A 17,845-nucleotide genomic window follows, 5' to 3' on the forward strand; every position below is an offset into this window, starting at 1 on the left:
ACCATTGACATTGCCGCTTAATCCCCGTCAGGCAGGAGGCCTGTGTTTTGCGAGAACTGGTTCGGACCAACGATATGGTGCTGGTGTCGGCGGTCGGCGCGCTGCTCGACGGCGCCAACATCCATCATCTGGTGCTGGACCAGAACATGAGCATCATCGAGGGCTCGCTGGGCATTTTGCCGCGGCGGATCCTGGTCCATGAGGACGACGCCCTCGAGGCCCGGCAGCTCCTGACCGAGGCCGGCCTCAGCCACGAACTCCGCAGCGATAGGTGAAGCGCTGACAGACCTCACCGAAGACGCCTTTCTCGGCGGGCAGTTGCGACTGAAGCAGAAGCGGTCCGGCCATCGCGCCGGGCACGACGCCATTTTGCTCGCGGCGGCGACGCAGGCCCAAGCGGGCGACCGCGTGGTCGATCTCGGCGCCGGCATCGGCACAGCCGGGTTGGCGCTGGCCCGGCGCGTGGCCGGTATCAGGCTCAGCCTGGTCGAGATCGATCCGGAACTGGCAGGGCTTGCGCGCGCCAATGCGGCGGCGAATGCGATTGCCGCCGAGACCATCGTGCTCGACGTCACCGCGGACGCACAGGCGCTTGCGGCGAGCGGGCTGGCGCCCGACAGCGTCGACGTGGTGCTGATGAATCCGCCCTTCAACGATCCCGCTCGCCATCGTGGCTCGCCCGATCAAGCGCGCCACACCGCGCATGTGGCGACCGACGAGACGTTGAATGCGTGGGTGCATGCGGCACGGCGCATCCTCCGATCGGACGGCGCGCTGACATTGATTTGGCGCGCAGATGGGATCGCCGACGTTTTGGCAGCGCTGTCACGCGGCTTCGGAAGTCTCGCGATCCTGCCGGTTCATGGCGAAGCGGGACGCCCCGCGATCCGCGTGCTGGTGCGCGCCGTCAAGGGCGGCCGGGCTCCGACGCGCGTGCTGCCGGGCCTCATGCTCAACGACGGGCCGCGCGTGCCGAACAACGAGGTGAGGGATATTCTGGAGGGAAGGGCGGTGTTGCCGCTGGTTGAGCCGTGACGGCCTACTGCGGAAGCGATTCCGACTGCTGCTCTTGCGGAGTCGTCAGGCGGATCGCCGTGAACAGCGCACCGATCAGCAGCATCAGCAGATAGATTTTCATGGTGTTCTCCGCTGGCCCATTGCAGCCTCTCAACGGAGTTTCCGCAAAACACGTTCCGGGCCCTTCCAATGACAGTCGCGTGATAAGAAATGGTTAATCAGAGGTAACGGCATGGCCGAACAATTGAACGATCGTGAGAGTTCCGGCCTGGCCGACAAGCTCATGCAATATCTGCCGGCGCGCTTCCGTCCCGGCACGGCCGTGGTGCCGGTGGTGCGGCTGTCCGGCGTGATCGGCGCGGTGACGCCGCTGCGCCCGGGCATGACGCTCGCGACCGTTGCGCGGGTGCTGGAGCGGGCGTTTTCGATGCGCAACGCCAAGGCGGTGGCGCTGGTGATCAACTCGCCCGGCGGCTCGCCGGTGCAGTCGCGCCAGATCTATCTGCGCATCAAGCAACTCGCGGCGGAGAAGAAGCTGCCGGTGCTGGTGTTCGTCGAGGACGTCGCCGCATCCGGCGGCTACATGATCGCCTGCGCCGGCGACGAGATCATCTGCGATCCGTCCTCGATCCTCGGCTCGATCGGCGTGGTCGGCGGCAGCTTTGGTTTCCAGGAAGCGATCAGGCGGCTCGGCATCGAGCGGCGCCTCTACACCGCCGGTGCGCACAAGGCGATGCTCGATCCGTTCCTCCCCGAGAATCCCGACGACGTCGCCAAGCTGAAGGCGCTCCAGCGCGAGATCCATCGGATCTTCATCGCGCTGGTGAAGGAGAGCCGCGGCACGCGGTTGAAGGGCGACGACGACACCCTGTTCACGGGCGAATACTGGGCCGGCGAAAGCTCAATCGCGCTGGGGCTCGCCGACAGCATCGGCGATCTCCGCTCAACTCTTCGTGCCCGCTTTGGTGAGAAGGTTCTCACGCCCGTGATTGCCCAGCCGACCGGTCTGCTTTCCAGTCTTTTGGGCCGGAAATCGCCGGGCGCCGGGCAGCTTTCGGCCATGGAATCAGTGGCTGGCCTGCCGGACGATCTGATCTCGGCTGTCGAGACACGGGCGATCTGGGCGAAATTCGGGTTCTAGACCGAGGCCGCCCGCGCCATTTCGCCCGGGGCGTGCCGATTGCGGCGCGGCCCGGTCTGCGCAAGAATGCGCGTGGGGGCTGAGCATTGTGAACAAGGAACGACCAATGCCGCCGTTCGTCGCATTCGCGGGCGTCCTGGGCGGGCTTGCCGTGGTCCGCTGGACCTACAAGACCGCTGTCCGGATCAACCGGGAGCTGGAGGAGATGCGCCTCTCGCGCGTCGCCGAGGCCGCCCATAGAGGGGCCGTCCAGACGCTGAAGCAGGACCCCGTCACCGGAGCCTACCGGCCGGGTTAGCTCTTTTCTCCACGGTCTCGGTGCACTCCCTCTCCCGCTTGCGGGGGAGGGTCGGGGAGGGGGTCTCTCCACAAGCGACACCGCCCGTGAGGATAAAGCCCTCACCCGGCGCTCTCGGGACGATGCTTCGCATCGTCGGCGAGCGCCGACCTCTCCCGCTTCCGGGGGAGGTTAAGAACCCAGCCTGCCTTGATTCCCACCCCTGCCGTCGATACGGTCCCGCGCGATTCAAACCCCCGCGAGAGCCTGATCTGACGATGGACGCCTCATTGCCCGCCCATATGCGCCCGGAACGCTCGTTCCAGGGTTTTATCCTTGCGCTCCAGCGGTTCTGGGCCGAGCAGGGCTGCGTGATCCTGCAGCCCTACGACATGGAGATGGGTGCGGGCACCTTCCATCCGGCCACCACGCTGCGCGCGCTCGGGCCAAAGCCCTGGAACGCGGCCTATGTGCAGCCCTCGCGCCGGCCCAAGGACGGCCGCTATGGCGAGAATCCGAACCGGATGCAGCACTACTACCAGTTCCAGGTGATCATGAAGCCGTCGCCGCCGAACCTTCAGGAGCTGTACCTGAAGTCGCTCGCCGCGATCGGCATCGATTCCGCCGTGCACGACATCCGCTTCGTCGAGGACGATTGGGAGAGCCCGACGCTGGGCGCCTGGGGCCTCGGCTGGGAGTGCTGGTGCGACGGCATGGAAGTGAGCCAGTTCACCTATTTCCAGCAGGTCGCGGGTGTCGAATGCGCGCCGGTCGCGGGCGAGCTCACCTACGGGCTCGAACGCCTCGCGATGTATGTGCAGGGCGTCGATCGCGTCTACGACCTCAACTTCAACGGCCGCGATGGTGACGCCAAGGTCACCTATGGCGACGTCTTCCTGCAGGCCGAGCGGGAATATTCGAAGCACAATTTCGAAGTTGCCGACACCGCGATGCTGTTCGAGCAATTCAAGATGGCCGAGACTGCCTGCAGGAAATATCTCGACGCCGGTTGGAAGGATAGCAAGCGCGAGGCGCATCTGATGGCGCTGCCGGCCTATGACCAGTGCATCAAGGCGAGTCACGTCTTCAACCTGCTCGATGCGCGCGGCGTGATCTCGGTGACCGAGCGGCAGAGCTACATTCTTCGCGTGCGCGAGCTGGCCAAGGCTTGCGGCGAGGCCTGGATCCATACTGAAGCGGGCGGAGCGGCCTGATGCCCGATCTCTTGCTTGAACTGTTCTCGGAAGAAATCCCCGCGCGCATGCAGGCCAAGGCGGCCGACGATCTGCGCCGCATGGTCACCGACAAGCTCGTCGCCGAAGGCCTCGTCTACGAGGGCGCGAAGGCGTTCGCGACGCCACGCCGCCTCGCGCTCACCGTGCACGGCATCCCCGCGCGCCAGCCCGATCTGAAGACCGAACGCCGCGGACCGAAAATGGGCGCGCCCGATGCGGCCGTGCAGGGTTTTCTGAAAGCGACGGGTCTGACATCGCTCGACGAAGCCAAGATCCAGCGCGACCCGAAGGGCGATTTCTACATCGCGCTGATCGAAAAGCCCGGCCGCGACGCGATCGACGTACTCGCAGAAATCCTCCCGGTGATCATCCGCACCTTCCCCTGGCCGAAATCGATGCGCTGGGGCGCGCGCTCGGGGAAACCGGGTTCGCTGAGCTGGGTGCGCCCGCTGCACGCGATCACCGCGACCTTCGGGCCCGAGACCGAAGAGCCCGATGTCGTCAAATTCTCGGTGGACGGCATTGAGACCGGCCAGACCACCTACGGTCATCGCTTCATGGCGCCTGACGCGATAAGCGTGCGCCGGTTCGAGGACTACGAGGCCAAGCTGAAGGCTGCAAAAGTCATCCTCGATCCGCAGACGCGCAAGGATATCATCTTTGCCGATGCCAAGGAGCTGACATTCGCGCAAGGGTTCGAGCTCGTCGAAGATCAGGTGCTGCTGGACGAAGTGTCCGGTCTCGTCGAATGGCCGGTCGTCATGATGGGATCGTTCGAAGCGGAATATCTCGCGATCCCCGAAGAGGTGATCCGCGCCACCATCCGCAACAACCAGAAGTGCTTCGTCGTCAAGGATTCCAAGACCGGCAAGCTGACCAATAAGTTTGTCCTCACCGCCAATATCGAGGCGGCGGACGGCGGCAAGACCATCGTCGCCGGCAACGAACGCGTGATCCGCCCGCGGCTGTCGGATGCGAAATTCTTCTATGAGACCGACCTGAAGACGAAGCTCGAGGATCGGCTTCCGAAGTTCGAGCAGATCGTGTTCCACGAGAAGCTCGGGACGCAGGCCGCGCGCATCAAGCGGATTGAACGCCTCGCCGCCGAGATCGCCCCACTGGTCGGCGCCGATGTCGCCAAAGCGACGCGCGCCGCGCATCTAGCGAAGGCGGATTTGCTGACCGAAGTCGTCGGCGAATTCCCCGAGGTGCAGGGCCTGATGGGCAAGTACTACGCGCTGGCCCAAGGCGAGGACGCTTCCGTCGCCGCCGCCTGCGAAGAGCACTACAAGCCGCAAGGCCCTGCTGATCGCGTGCCGACCGATCCGGTCAGCGTCGCAGTGGCGCTCGCCGACAAGCTCGACACGCTCGTTGGCTTCTGGGCCATCGATGAGAAGCCGACGGGGAGCAAGGACCCGTATGCGCTGCGTCGCGCAGCGCTGGGTGTGATCAGGCTGATCGCCGAGAACGCACTGCGTCTGTCGCTCATGAAGGTGGCGGCGTCCGCACTCGCCGGCTTGTCCGTGAAGCCTGCCGATGCGCAGAAGCTTCCGAGCGACCTGTTGGCTTTCTTCGCCGACCGCTTGAAGGTCCAGCTCCGCGAACAGGGCGCGCGTCACGATCTCGTCGACGCCGTGTTCGCGCTCGGTGGTCAGGACGATCTCCTGATGATCGTTCGCCGCGTCGAGGCGCTGGGCAAATTCCTCGAGTCCGACGACGGCAAGAACCTGCTCGCCGGTATCAAGCGCGCCAGCAATATTCTCGGCATCGAGGAGAAGAAGGACAAGCGCAGCTTCGACGGTGCGCCGGATGCTGCGCTTTACAGCCTCGACGAGGAAAAGGCGTTGGCGAAGGCAATCGGCGAGGTGCAGGCGGAAGCCAGTGCTGCCGTCGCCAAGGAAGATTTTGCCGCTGCGATGAGTGCGATGGCAAAGCTGCGGCCGCCGGTCGATGCGTTCTTCGAGAAAGTTCGGGTCAACGACGACGATGCGAAGGTGCGCGAGAACCGCCTCAAGCTGCTGAACGAAATCCGCAGCGCCACGCGTGCGGTGGCGGATTTCTCGAAGATCCAGGATTGATCTCGTGCCCCGGACGCAGCGCAGCGCATCTTTGCGGTGCGCTGCAGAGCCGGGGCGCGTACCGCGGGGACTTGGAGCTTCTGGGTCCCGGGTCGCGCTTCGCTTGCCCGGGACACGAGCACGCACACGAGATGCACAAAAAAGCCCCGCCCGGCGGGGGGAAGACCGGGCAGGGCCAGATGTCCGATTACACTGCTCGCGTCAGCCTGATTGATGTGACGCGCCGGACATCTAGTTGATCGTTGAAAGCGTTAGTCCATCACCTCGACGATGCGCCGCGAGCGCGGCTCGACCAGCACGGTCTCGCCGTTCACGACGGTGTAGCGATAGGTGGTGGCGCCAAAACGTTGCGGCACGTCATAGTAGGTGACGCCGCTTTCGGGTAAGGTGGCACCGACCACAACGCGATCGGGGATACGGAAAGCCGGCACACGTTGTTCGACGACATAGTCGCGGAAAGCCGGCCGCTGTTCGACCGGAATGGTCGGGCCGCTGTCGACGACGACGGGTGCGCGTCCCACCGTGCCGCTTTGCGCCTGCGCCGCAAGGGGCGAGCCGATCGCGGCCGCGAGCGCTGCAAGAGCAAGAATCCTGTTCCGCATGTGCAACTCCTTCGAGAAGGTTTTCGGGAAGCGCCAGCGGCGCAACCGGTTGCCAATGCGCGCGTCTTCGCGATGTTCCGGAAAACACCTGCCGCATTCGCGGCATTTTCGGGCAGTTTTCGCGGAGCCGGGAACTCCCACGTCGGCCGTGCGTCTCTACCCGCGGAACCCGGTCCGCTATGATCCGGCCGCGATTCGCCCCACCCACGGAAAGACAATTCATGCACATCACCGTCGCCCACATCTCGCCAATCCTGTCGCTGCTTGCGGGCGTGCTCATCCTGATCATGCCGCGCCTCCTGAACCTGATCGTCGCGATTTTTCTCATCATAAATGGTGCGATCGGGCTCGGATTGTTGAAGTGGCTCCATCTCTAGGCCTTCATTCTCCGGAACTCTTCGACTTGCGCGGGCCTGCCCAAAGTGGTGTAAGGCGCGCCATTACCCATTCCTCTCGCAGGTTGTGTGCAAGCTATGGCCAAAGCCGCCTCGAAAATCCCAGCGAAATCAAAGTCCTCCGCCAAGGCGAAAGCCGCGCCGGTGGCCCGCAAGGCACTTGCCAAGAGCGCCCCGAAGCCGGTGGCCAAGGCCGCTGTGAAACCCGCTGCCAAGCCGGCTGTGAAGCCTGCCGCCAAGACCGTTTCCAAGACTGTTTCCAAGCGTGCTTCAAAGGCACCGACCAAACCGGTTGCGCCGAAGGTCGCCGTGAAGCCCGCGCCGAGCAAGGCTGCGCCGGCCAAGGCAGCGCCTGTTACGGCCAAGGCCGGCAAGTGGGTCTATACGTTCGGGGACGGCAAGGCCGAAGGCAAAGCGGAGATGCGCGACCTGCTCGGCGGCAAGGGCGCCAACCTCGCCGAGATGGCCAATCTCGGCCTGCCGGTGCCTCCGGGCTTCACCATCCCAACCTCGGTCTGCACCTATTTCTACGCGCACGACAAATCCTACCCGAAGGAATTGCAGTCGCAGGTTGAGAAGGCGCTCGCGCATGTCGGCAAGTTGACCGGCAAGAGCTTCGGCGATTCCAGGAACCCGCTGCTCGTTTCGGTTCGCTCCGGCGGCCGCGCCTCGATGCCGGGCATGATGGACACCGTGCTCAATCTCGGCCTCAACGACGAGACCGTGGAAGCGCTGTCGGAACTGTCGGGCGACCGCCGCTTCGCCTATGACAGCTATCGCCGCTTCATCACCATGTATTCGGACGTGGTGCTCGGCTTCGAGCATCATCATTTCGAGGAAATCCTCGACACGTTCAAGGACGGCCAGGGCTACACGCTCGACACCGACCTCACCGCCGATGACTGGGTCGATCTGGTCGGCAAATACAAGGACGCAGTCGCGCGCGAGACCGGCAAGAATTTTCCGCAGGATCCGCACGACCAGCTCTGGGGCGCGATCGGCGCGGTGTTTTCTTCCTGGATGAACGCGCGCGCGGTGACCTACCGCAAGCTGCACGACATTCCGGAATCCTGGGGCACCGCCGTCAACGTGCAGGCCATGGTGTTCGGCAACATGGGCGAGACCTCGGCAACCGGCGTTGCCTTCACCCGCAACCCGTCGACCGGCGAGAGCAAGCTTTACGGCGAGTTCCTGATCAACGCGCAAGGTGAGGACGTGGTGGCGGGCATCCGCACGCCGCACGACATCACCGAGGAAGCGCGAAAGGACTCCGGCTCCGACAAGGCGTCGATGGAATCCGCGATGCCGGAGGCCTTCAAGGAGCTGACGCGGATCTACACGCAGCTCGAGAAGCACTACCGCGACATGCAGGACATGGAGTTCACGGTCGAGCAGGGCAAGCTCTGGATGCTCCAGACCCGCGGCGGCAAGCGCACTGCGAAAGCGGCGCTGCGCATCGCGGTCGAGCTCGCCAATGAAGGCCTGATCACCAAGAAGGAAGCGGTGACACGGGTCGACCCCGCCTCGCTCGACCAGCTGCTGCATCCGACCATCGATCCCAACGCCAAGCGCGACGTGATCGCGACCGGCCTGCCGGCCTCGCCGGGTGCGGCTTCCGGCGAGATCGTGTTCTCCTCGGACGAGGCGGCCAACCTTCAGGCCGACGGACGCAAGGTGATTCTGGTCCGCATCGAGACCAGCCCCGAAGACATTCACGGCATGCATGCCGCCGAAGGCATCCTGACGACCCGCGGCGGCATGACCTCGCATGCTGCGGTGGTCGCGCGCGGCATGGGCAAGCCCTGCGTCTCCGGCTGTGGCACCATCCGCGTCGATTACGGCCGCGGCACCATGAGCATCGGCTCGCGTACCTACAAGACCGGCGACGTCATCACCATCGACGGCTCGCTCGGCCAGGTGCTCGCCGGCCGCATGCCGATGATCGAGCCGGAGCTGTCCGGCGAGTTCGGCACGCTGATGAAATGGGCCGACCAGGTCCGCAAGCTCGGCGTGCGCGTCAACGCCGACACGCCGGAGGACGCGCACACCGCGATCAAGTTCGGCGCGGAAGGCATCGGCCTCTGCCGCACCGAGCACATGTTCTTCGAGGAAACGCGCATCCGCACGGTGCGCGAGATGATCCTCTCCGAGAGGACGAGCAGTCGCGCCGCGCCGCGCTGGCAAAACTGCTGCCGATGCAGCGCGCCGACTTCGTCGAGCTGTTCGAGATCATGAAGGGCCTGCCCGTCACGATCCGCTTGCTTGATCCGCCGCTGCACGAGTTCCTGCCGCACACCCATGCCGAGGTCGAGGAAGTGGCGCGCGCCATGAACACCGACCCGCGGCGCCTGGCCGACCGCGCGCGCGAGCTGTCGGAGTTCAATCCGATGCTCGGCTTCCGCGGCTGCCGTATCGCGATCGCCTATCCCGAGATCGCCGAAATGCAGGCGCGCGCGATCTTCGAGGCGGCGGTCGAGGCCGAGAAGCGCACCGGCAAGGCCGTCGGCCTCGAGGTGATGGTGCCGCTGATTGCCACCAAGATGGAGCTCGATCTCGTCAAGGCGCGGATCGATTCCACCGCGAAGGCGGTGATGCGCGACACCAACACCAAGCTAACCTATCAGGTCGGTACCATGATCGAGTTGCCGCGCGCCTGCCTGCTCGCGGGCGAGATCGCGGAGAGTGCCGAGTTCTTCTCGTTCGGCACCAACGACCTCACGCAGACGACGTACGGCATCAGCCGTGACGACGCGGCGAGCTTCCTCGGTCCGTACGTGACGAAGGGCATCCTGTTGGTCGATCCCTTTGTGGCGCTCGACCAGGAAGGCGTCGGCGAGCTCGTCAAGATTGGCGTCGCGCGCGGCCGCAAGACGCGCGCCTCGCTCAAGGTCGGAATCTGCGGTGAGCACGGCGGCGATCCGGCCTCAGTCGCCTTCTGCCACGCGATCGGCCTCGACTATGTCTCCTGCTCGCCCTACCGGGTCCCGATCGCCCGCCTCGCCGCGGCGCAAGCCGCGCTCGGCAAGGCGGTCGCGAGCCAGGCGTAAATCGAAGAGTCGAATATTGACAGCGAAGGAGGCGGGGGCAAAACCCCGCCTCTTTCATTTGAAGCACAACGTCGGGGAGGGAACCGCGCGCCTCGCGTAAGGATACGTGCGCGCAAGAGTTCCTTCACCATTCGCGTTGACCAATTGTTTACCTTGTCGCGTGAGGCCGCATTTACCAATGCGCATCGTCGCTCCGTGAAAACACCTGAGATCGCTTGCGTGTGCCGCATGCGCAACGTCGATTAACGCCCCGGCAACCTAAATTAGATACTCACGATAAAGATCGAATTGCACGGATGTACTGCTGCTCGATTTTTCTAGCGTAAGCGTAGCGTGAGCGTAGCGATGTTTTTGTTGCGTAACCATCCGAAGGGCGCGCGGTTCGCGTCCTTCGGCATCGGTCTCTGCATCTTCGCATTGATGCCGAGAGAGACCGGCTATCAGGACATTGCCTCGCTGCTGGCGCGCCAACCCGGCGTCGCTGAGCGCTGGCAAAAGCAGGTGTTCTCTGCTGCGTCCTCCATACAGCTCGCCACCTACAGCTTTTCGCGGCCGATCGGCACTTCGGTTCCGCAGAGCACGATGGTTCGCCTCGCAAGCCTCGGATGGCCGCGACGTCACCGGCGCGATCAACCGCAATCCGGCGCTTCAGGCGCCGCCCCGCTACCAAGCCTCTGATTTTCCCAAGGTCGATCGCTCCATGAAGGGTGATCGTCTCGCAACGATCACACCGACGCAGGTTCCCGAGGCGAGCGCGCCGACGGCAGCGCCCGCGCAGGAAGATCCCGCGACCTCGAACAGCTCGGTGTTCGGCGCCAAGACCGTCGCGCTGCCACAAGCGATGTCGCCGGAGTCCGCGGCCGCGCTCGATCCCGAGCTCGCGGAAGCACTGCGTGCGCCGCCGCTGCCGCAATACACCATTGCGCCACGAGCCAGTGACGCTGCGCGCTCGCTCGCGCTCCAGCCGCTCGAATCGCTGAAGCAGGCCACCATTCCGGCTGCACCGCCGCGCGATCCATTCCGAGTCAAGACATCGAACCTGTTCTTCGGCAGCTCCTCGCTCGGCGGCAATGTCGAGAGCATCGAGAGCTGGCAGCCCGGTGCCGAGCCGCTGATCGTGATGCCCGACCCTGACATGAAGGTGACGGCCTCGTTGACGCCGCCGACGGAGGAGATTGCGAAGGACATCGAGAGCGGCGAGAGCGTCGCGCCGAAGGGCGAGGTCAACGTCGACAACCAGCGCGCCAGATCGCCGGCGGAGCGGCTCGCACTCGACGACAAGTCGCGCGCGAAGTCCGAGAAGTGCCTCGCGGAGGCTGTCTACTTTGAATCGCGCGGCGAGGCCGTGCGCGGCCAGATGGCGGTTGCGCAGGTGGTGATGAACCGCGTGTTCTCCGGCAAATATCCAGATACCGTGTGCGGCGCGGTCTATCAGAACAAGCATCGCCATCTCGCCTGCCAGTTCACCTTCGCCTGCGACAACAACGCCGACGTGATCCGCGAACCCGAGATGTGGGAGCGTGCGAAGAAAATCTCGAAGGCGATGCTCGACGGCCAGATCTGGCTGCCCGAAGTCGGCAAGTCGACGCACTACCACGCCTATTGGGTGCGCCCGTCCTGGGTCGCCGAGATGAAGAAGATGTACAAGACCGGCGTCCACACCTTCTATCGCCCGCGCGCCTGGGGCGACGGCAGCGAGGAGCCGAGCTGGGGCACCCCGGCGCAAACCGCCGCGCTCTCCGCCGAGCTCACCCAGGAAGCCAAGAGCTCCGCCGAGATGGGCGCGACCGAGCGGCGGTAGCCGCTAAGCTTCGATGTCCAACGCGCAATCGAAATTCGGCGCCGAATGCGTCAACGCGCCTGCCGACGCGTAATCAACGCCGGTCGCTGCGATCGCAGCGATCGAATCCAGCGTGACGCCGCCGGAGGCCTCCAGTTTGAGGCGCCCCTCGTTGAGCCTGACCGCATCGCGCAGCGTCGCATTGTCCATGTTGTCGAGCAGGACGGCATCGGCGAGGCCGGTGTCGAGCACCTCGCGCAGCTGCGACAGCGTATCGACCTCGATCTCGATCTTGACGAGATGGCCGGCATGGGCGCGGGCGCGCTCGAGCACGGGGCGGATGCCGCCGGCGACCGCGATGTGATTGTCCTTGATCAGGATCGCATCGTCGAGGCCGAAGCGGTGATTGAAGCCGCCGCCGCAGCGCACCGCATATTTCTCCAGTGCCCGCAATCCCGGCGTGGTCTTTCGCGTGCAGCAGATCCGCATCCTGGTGCCTTCGGTGCGCGCAACGTAGTCCGCCGTGAGCGTCGCAACGCCCGACAGGCGGCCGACGAAATTCAGCGCGGTCCGCTCCGCCGTGAGAATGGCGCGTGCCGGTCCAGAGATCGTCAGCACCTGCTGACCGCGGGCGACGCGCGCGGCGTCGCGAACATGTGCGCGCACCTCGATGTCGGACGAGAGCTTTTGCAAGGTTGCGAGCGCCAGCGGCAAGCCGGCGATCACGCCGGACTGGCGCGCGACCAGGATCGCCTGCGCCTTGGTTGCTTCGGGAATCGTCGCCACCGAGGTGATATCGCCGGCGCGGCCGAGATCCTCGTCGAGCGCGCGCTGCACGGCCTCGTCGATCGCGAGCGGGGAGAGGAAGGCGTCGGGATAGAGCCGAGAAGTCGGGGCGATCATGGGGTTTTCCTTCAGGCGATTATAGGTTGTGCGGTGCGTGGGGTCGGACGTTCGGTCAAGCTGTCCGAGAGCTCGCGTGTCGCCGAGAGCGTGGTCATGGTGCGTCGTGCCAGCGCAGGTACATCGGCCGGATGGTCGGACCGGAAATGCGCGCCACGGCTCTCGCGCCGGTTCCAGGCGGAAGCCGCCACAAGCAGGGCTGCCGTTGCCATGTTGCAGACTGCGATGCTCGTGGCCTCGCGTTCGAGCGTGGCGAAGCTGCGAACCGCTTCCGCGAGCCCGTCGCCGTCGCGGATCACACCGACATGCGCGCTCATCATCGTCCGCAGCCGCTTCACCGCCGCAGCATCCGGCGCGCCGCCGCGCGGCGTCACCACGTCCGAAAGACGGGCAGGCGAGGGGATCGTGCGCCCGGCGATGTCGTCGGCGATGCGCGCGGCGTAGACCACGGCCTCCAACAGCGAATTCGAGGCGAGGCGATTGGCACCATGCGCGCCGGTGGACGACACTTCGCCGCCGGCCCAGAGCCCGTCGATCGAGCTGCGGCCGCGATCGTCCACCGCGATGCCACCCATGTGATAGTGCGCCGCCGGTGCGATAGGGATGGCCTGCGTGGCGGGATCGATGCCGGCGGCGATGCAGCTCGCATGCACCGTTGGAAATCTTTCGGCGAAGCGCGCGCCCAGCGCTTGCCGCGCATCGAGGAAGGCGCCGCGCCCGCCCGCGATCTCCGCGAATACGCCGCGAGCCACGATGTCGCGCGGTGCGAGCTCGGCAAGCGGATGGCGCGCGGCCATGAAACGCTCGCCATGGCCGTTGATCAGCGTCGCGCCTTCGCCGCGCAGAGCTTCAGTCGCGAGCGGCGCCGGATCGCGTCCGGCCATGATGGCGGTCGGGTGGAATTGCACGAACTCGGGATCTGCAATCACCGCGCCCGCGCGCGCGGCGATCGCAAGACCGGATCCGCTGGCCTCGTGCGGATTGGTGGTGGCGGCATAGAGATGTCCGATGCCGCCGGTGGCGAGCACCACCGTGCGCGCGGCGAGCAGGACCGGCTGGGCGGCGAAATTGCCGGCTTCGCGCAATTGAAGGCCGGTGACGGCGCCATGCTCCGTCAACAATGCTTCGGCGACGAGACCTTCGATCAGTCGGATCGACGGCGTGCGCCGCACGGCATCGCTCAGCGCCGCAATGATGGCCGCCCCCGCACCATCGCCTCGCACGTGCACGATGCGCCGCGCGGAGTGTGCGGCTTCGCGCCCGACTGCGAGCTTGCCTTCGAGATCGCGGTCGAACGGCACGCCATAGGCGAGAAGATCGTGAATCCGCGGCGCGGCCTCGCGCGCGATCCCCAGTGCCACCGCTTTGTCGACGAGGCCGCCGCCGACCGCAATCGTATCCGCAGCATGTGCTTCCGGCGTATCGCCTTCGGCCACTGCCGCCGCGATGCCGCCTTGCGCCCATGCGGACGACGCGCCCTGTCCCAGCGGCGCGGCCGAGATCAATGTCACCGGTCGCGGCGCGAGTTTTAGCGCGCAGAACAATCCGGCAAGCCCGCCACCGACGATGACGACGTCGTCGGAACGGGTGAGGTTATGGATGTTATCTTGCATGTCGTGCTCTCAATTCTTCAGATTGATCATCCGCTCGACCGAACGCCTTGCGCGTTCCGCGAGCGCGGGATCGATCGTCACCTCCTCGCGGAGCGTCAGCAGGCTCTCCAGAATGTTGGCGAGCGTGATGCGCTTCATGTGCGGGCAGATATTGCAGGGGCGCAGCATCTCCACATCGGGGAGCTCGGCGCGCACATTGTCGGCCATCGAGCATTCCGTGATCATCACCAGCCGCCTCGGCCGCTTTTCGCGCACCCAGTTGATCATATGCGCGGTCGAGCCCGTGAAGTCGGCCTCAGCCAGCACGTCCGGCGGGCATTCGGGATGCGCGATGATTTGCACGGAGGGATCGGCCTCGCGGTAACTGCGCAGCTCCGCGCCCGTAAAGCGCTCGTGCACCTCGCAGGCGCCCTTCCAGGCGATGATCTTCACGTCGGTCTTCGAAGCCACGTAGGTGGCGAGATAGCGATCGGGCAGGAAGATCACGCTTGGCACGCCCAGGCTCTCGACCACCTGCACTGCGTTCGACGAGGTGCAGCAGATGTCGACTTCGGCCTTCACCTCCGCGGAGGTGTTGACATAGGCAACGACAGGCACGCCGGGAAATTTTTCGCGCAGCAGGCGAACGTCCGCGCCGGTGATGCTGGCGGCGAGCGAGCAGCCGGCGCGCGTATCAGGGATCAGCACCATCTTGTCCGGATTGAGCAGCTTCGCCGTCTCCGCCATGAAGTGCACGCCGCACTGGACGATGATGTCGGCTTTCACCTTGGTGGCTTCGACCGCGAGCTGGAGTGAATCGCCGCCGATGTCGGCGACGCAGTGGAAGATCTCCGGCGCCTGGTAATTGTGCGCGAGGATCACCGCGCCCCGCGCGCGCTTCAGCTCGTTGATCGCCTTGATGGTCGGCGCCATCAGCGGCCACTCGATTGGCGCGATCACGTGCTTGACGCGCTCATAGAGCGGCGCGGTGGCGCGCTCGACCTCCGGCGTCCATTCCAGCGAAGGCATCGGCAGCGGAGGTCCAGTTCGCGCCGGCGCGGCCCGGGGCGAGGTGGTGACCTGGCCCTGCGGCCGGTTGGCAAAGTCGTCGGGGCCGTAAATTCCAGTTAGCGGCATCGAAGCCTCCCGTGCATGTCATTTATACTCAGTATGAGTATATATAGAGCCCGAGAAATCCGGCCGAGAGGCCGGGTGGAGCATCCGATATGCTCAGTCTGAGTAAATCGAAGATAACACGTCGTGGAGAGGGTCGCTAGGTCCCGCCGCACACATTCTCGTCAAGGCGTGGCGCGACTCGCCCAAGAGGTCTCGGCGAACGCAATGCTCCCGCGTCAGCCCTTCGTGGAACGCAATCATTTTTGACTTGGGATTTTCATGCATCTGCATTAAACGCCTCTCTCGCGGCTGACTATTCCGGATCCGCCAACAACAGACGAGGAACACCATGTCGACGCAGATGGGCAAGCTCGGTCCGGTTTCGCGTTCCTCCTCCTGGCGCACGCCGGCGATCATCATTCTCTGCGGCTGCGCGATCGGCATGCTCGGCTTCGGCCCGCGCTCGGCGCTCGGCTTCTTCGTGCAGCCGATGAGCCACGAGTTCGCCTGGGGCCGCGACGTGTTCGGCCTCGCCATCGCTTTTCAGAATTTGCTGTGGGGACTGGGCCAGCCCGTCGCCGGCGCAGTCGCCGATCGCTTCGGCCTGTTCCGGGTGATGTGCGTCGGCGCTCTGCTCTATGCCGGCGGCCTGCTCCTGATGCGCTATTCCTCGACGCCACTGTCGCTCAACATCGGTGCGGGCGTCATGGTTGGCTTCGGCCTTGCCGGCTGCTCGTTCAATCTGGTGCTGTCGGCGTTCACCAAGCTGCTGCCGGCGGAAAAGCGCGGCCTTGCGCTTGGCGCCGGCACCGCGGCGGGCTCGTTCGGGCAGTTTCTGTTCGCGCCGATCGGCGTGGCGCTGATCGACAATTTCGGCTGGCAGCAGGCGCTCACCGTGTTCAGCTTCCTGATGCTGCTGATCATCCCGCTGTCGCTGGCGCTCTCGACTCCACCGGTCGCAAGCACCGCCACCGCGGCGCCAGCGGACGAGCAGACCTTCACCAAAGCACTTGCGGAGGCCTTCGGCCATCGCTCCTACGTGCTGCTGGTGCTCGGCTTCTTCACCTGCGGCTTCCAGCTCGCCTTCATCACCGTGCATCTGCCGGCCTTCCTGGTCGATAGCGGCATCTCCACGCAAACCGGCGGCTGGGTGATCGCGGCGATCGGCCTGTTCAACATCATGGGATCGCTGAGCGTCGGCTATCTCCAGAACTCACTACCCAAGCGCTACATCCTCTCGACCATCTATTTTACCCGCGCGCTTGCGACGCTTGCCTTCATCTCGTTCCCGATCACGCCGTTCTCGGCGATCGCGTTCGGTGCGGTCTCGGGCCTGACGTGGCTGTCGACGGTGCCGCCGACCTCGGCGCTGGTCGCATTGATGTTCGGCACGCGCTGGTTCGCCACCCTCTATGGCTTTGCCTTCGTCAGCCATCAGGTCGGCGGCTTCCTCGGCGTCTGGCTCGGCGGCATCGTATTCGAGCGGTTCGGTTCCTACACGCCGATCTGGTGGCTCTCGATCCTGTTTGGCGTGCTCTCCGCGCTGATCAATCTTCCGATCGTGGAGAAACCTGTCGTCCGAGCGGTTGCGCAGCCTGCCTGATCGGCTAAACATCCCCGAAACAAGTCAGGGAGTTTTGCTATGGCCAATTTCAAGGCGATCCGGATCGACAAGGCGGACAAGGGCACCATCGCGCAGCTTACGCAGTTCGACGAAGCTGAGCTGATGGAGGGCGACGTCACCATTCGTGTGGAATGGTCGACGCTGAACTACAAGGACGGCCTCGCGCTCACCGGCAAGGCGCCGGTGGTGCGCCGCTTCCCGATGATTGCCGGCATCGATTTCGCCGGCACGGTCGAGCAGTCCTCGCATCCGCAGTGGAAGGCGGGCGACAAGGTTGTCTGCACCGGCTGGGGCATGGGCGAGACCCATCTCGGCGCCTATGCCGAGAGGGCGCGGGTGAAGGGCGACTGGCTGGTCGCCTTGCCGCAGGGCCTGTCGGCGCGCGACGCCATGGCGATCGGCACCGCCGGCTTCACCGCGATGCTGTCCGTGCTGGCGCTGGAGAAGCACGGGCTGTCGCCGAAGAGTGGTCCGGTCGTGGTGACGGGCGCGGCCGGCGGCGTCGGCTCGGTTGCGACCGCCGTGCTCTCGAAGCTCGGTTATCACGTCATCGCGTCCACCGGCCGTGCGTCCGAAGCCGACTATCTGAAGGAGATCGGCGCAACTGAGGTGATCGACCGCAACGAATTGTCGGCAGCGGCCAAGCCCATTGGCAAGGAACGCTGGGCGGGTGGCGTCGACAGTGTCGGCTCGACCACGCTCGCGAATCTGCTGTCGATGACGAAGTACGGCGGCGCGATCGCGGCGTGCGGCCTGGCTGCCGGCATGGACCTGCCGTCTTCTGTCGCACCCTTCATTTTGCGCGGGGTGTGCCTTCTCGGCATCGATTCCGTGATGTGCCCGATCGAGCCGCGGAAAGCCGCCTGGCAACGCCTGGCGTCCGATCTGGATCGGACAAAACTAGCTGAAATCACTCACGAAATTTCGCTTTCCGAAGTTTCCGAGTGGGGCGCGAAAATCCTCGCCGGCCAGGTCCGCGGTCGCATCGTGGTAAAAATTGTCTAACGACGTTCAGACTTTACCAACCAAGCTGCTTCA

At 65.0% G+C, this 17,845-nt stretch carries 13 protein-coding genes and 2 pseudogenes; 11 read left to right on the forward strand and 4 right to left on the reverse strand.

Translation table 11 applies throughout. The features are described 5' to 3' along the window. The first annotated feature begins 47 nt into the window (after window positions 1–47). The 6 genes from ACVWYI_RS10310 to glyS all read left to right on the forward strand — a co-directional run bounded on the left by ACVWYI_RS10310 (window position 48) and on the right by glyS (window position 5,748). Window positions 48–275 carry a putative signal transducing protein gene (locus ACVWYI_RS10310; RefSeq protein ID WP_247340307.1) on the forward strand — a complete coding sequence of 76 codons (228 nt, stop codon included), beginning with the start codon at window positions 48–50 and terminating at the stop codon, window positions 273–275. Beyond that, the gene (locus ACVWYI_RS10315) at window positions 268–1,035 is read left to right on the forward strand and encodes a tRNA1(Val) (adenine(37)-N6)-methyltransferase (RefSeq protein ID WP_456664501.1); all 768 of its coding nucleotides are present in this window, start codon (window positions 268–270) and stop codon (window positions 1,033–1,035) included. Before ACVWYI_RS10310 ends, ACVWYI_RS10315 begins: the two co-directional genes overlap by 8 nt. A 214-nt stretch (window positions 1,036–1,249) precedes the next feature. Further along, window positions 1,250–2,158 carry a S49 family peptidase gene (locus tag ACVWYI_RS10320; protein ID WP_354045846.1) on the forward strand — a complete coding sequence of 303 codons (909 nt, stop codon included), beginning with the start codon at window positions 1,250–1,252 and terminating at the stop codon, window positions 2,156–2,158. A gap of 106 nt (window positions 2,159–2,264) precedes the next feature. Then, window positions 2,265–2,456: a hypothetical protein gene (locus ACVWYI_RS10325; protein WP_247440924.1), complete on the forward strand. Its 192-nt coding sequence runs from the start codon at window positions 2,265–2,267 to the stop codon at window positions 2,454–2,456. Window positions 2,457–2,713: 257 nt separating this feature from the next. After that, window positions 2,714–3,649 (forward strand): glycine--tRNA ligase subunit alpha, encoded by a 936-nt coding sequence (locus ACVWYI_RS10330; protein ID WP_247340297.1) that lies wholly within the window; start codon window positions 2,714–2,716, stop codon window positions 3,647–3,649. Next, window positions 3,649–5,748, forward strand: a complete 2,100-nt coding sequence (gene glyS / locus ACVWYI_RS10335; RefSeq protein WP_456661889.1) for a glycine--tRNA ligase subunit beta — start codon at window positions 3,649–3,651, stop codon at window positions 5,746–5,748. Before ACVWYI_RS10330 ends, glyS begins: the two co-directional genes overlap by 1 nt. Window positions 5,749–5,999: 251 nt before the next feature. Here the strand turns inward: glyS and ACVWYI_RS10340 are convergent, their stop codons facing one another. Then, window positions 6,000–6,350 (reverse strand): DUF1236 domain-containing protein, encoded by a 351-nt coding sequence (locus tag ACVWYI_RS10340; protein WP_247340295.1) that lies wholly within the window; start codon window positions 6,348–6,350, stop codon window positions 6,000–6,002. A gap of 221 nt (window positions 6,351–6,571) precedes the next feature. On the opposite strand from ACVWYI_RS10340, the gene ACVWYI_RS10345 reads away from it, so the two are divergent. From ACVWYI_RS10345 to ACVWYI_RS10355, 3 genes and pseudogenes are all read left to right on the forward strand, one after another. After that, entirely contained in the window at window positions 6,572–6,727 is a 156-nt protein-coding gene (locus tag ACVWYI_RS10345; RefSeq protein WP_007594951.1) for a DUF3096 domain-containing protein, read from the forward strand. 96 nt (window positions 6,728–6,823) lie between these two features. Then, window positions 6,824–9,792, forward strand: a pseudogene (gene ppdK / locus ACVWYI_RS10350) (pyruvate, phosphate dikinase). A gap of 345 nt (window positions 9,793–10,137) precedes the next feature. Further along, window positions 10,138–11,593 (forward strand): annotated as a pseudogene (locus tag ACVWYI_RS10355) (cell wall hydrolase). 3 nt (window positions 11,594–11,596) lie between these two features. On the opposite strand, the gene nadC reads toward ACVWYI_RS10355, so the two are convergent. Genes nadC through nadA form a run of 3 tightly spaced genes read right to left on the reverse strand, consistent with a single transcriptional unit; the run spans window position 11,597 to window position 15,204 of the window. Then, window positions 11,597–12,475 carry a carboxylating nicotinate-nucleotide diphosphorylase gene (gene nadC, locus ACVWYI_RS10360; RefSeq protein WP_456661890.1) on the reverse strand — a complete coding sequence of 293 codons (879 nt, stop codon included), beginning with the start codon at window positions 12,473–12,475 and terminating at the stop codon, window positions 11,597–11,599. Between the two features lie 11 nt (window positions 12,476–12,486). Further along, entirely contained in the window at window positions 12,487–14,088 is a 1,602-nt protein-coding gene (locus ACVWYI_RS10365; protein WP_456661891.1) for an L-aspartate oxidase, read from the reverse strand. A 9-nt stretch (window positions 14,089–14,097) separates the two neighbouring features. Next, entirely contained in the window at window positions 14,098–15,204 is a 1,107-nt protein-coding gene (gene nadA, locus ACVWYI_RS10370) for a quinolinate synthase NadA (protein WP_456661892.1), read from the reverse strand. Window positions 15,205–15,532: 328 nt separating this feature from the next. On the opposite strand from nadA, the gene ACVWYI_RS10375 reads away from it, so the two are divergent. Beyond that, a complete protein-coding gene (locus ACVWYI_RS10375; protein ID WP_456661893.1) occupies window positions 15,533–16,786 on the forward strand; it encodes an MFS transporter in 1,254 nt (417 codons plus the stop codon). Between the two features lie 39 nt (window positions 16,787–16,825). Further along, complete coding sequence (gene acuI, locus ACVWYI_RS10380; protein ID WP_456661894.1) at window positions 16,826–17,812, forward strand: acrylyl-CoA reductase (NADPH); 987 nt, start codon at window positions 16,826–16,828, stop codon at window positions 17,810–17,812. Window positions 17,813–17,845 lie beyond the last annotated feature (33 nt).

The organism is Bradyrhizobium sp. LB13.1, from assembly GCF_054056815.1.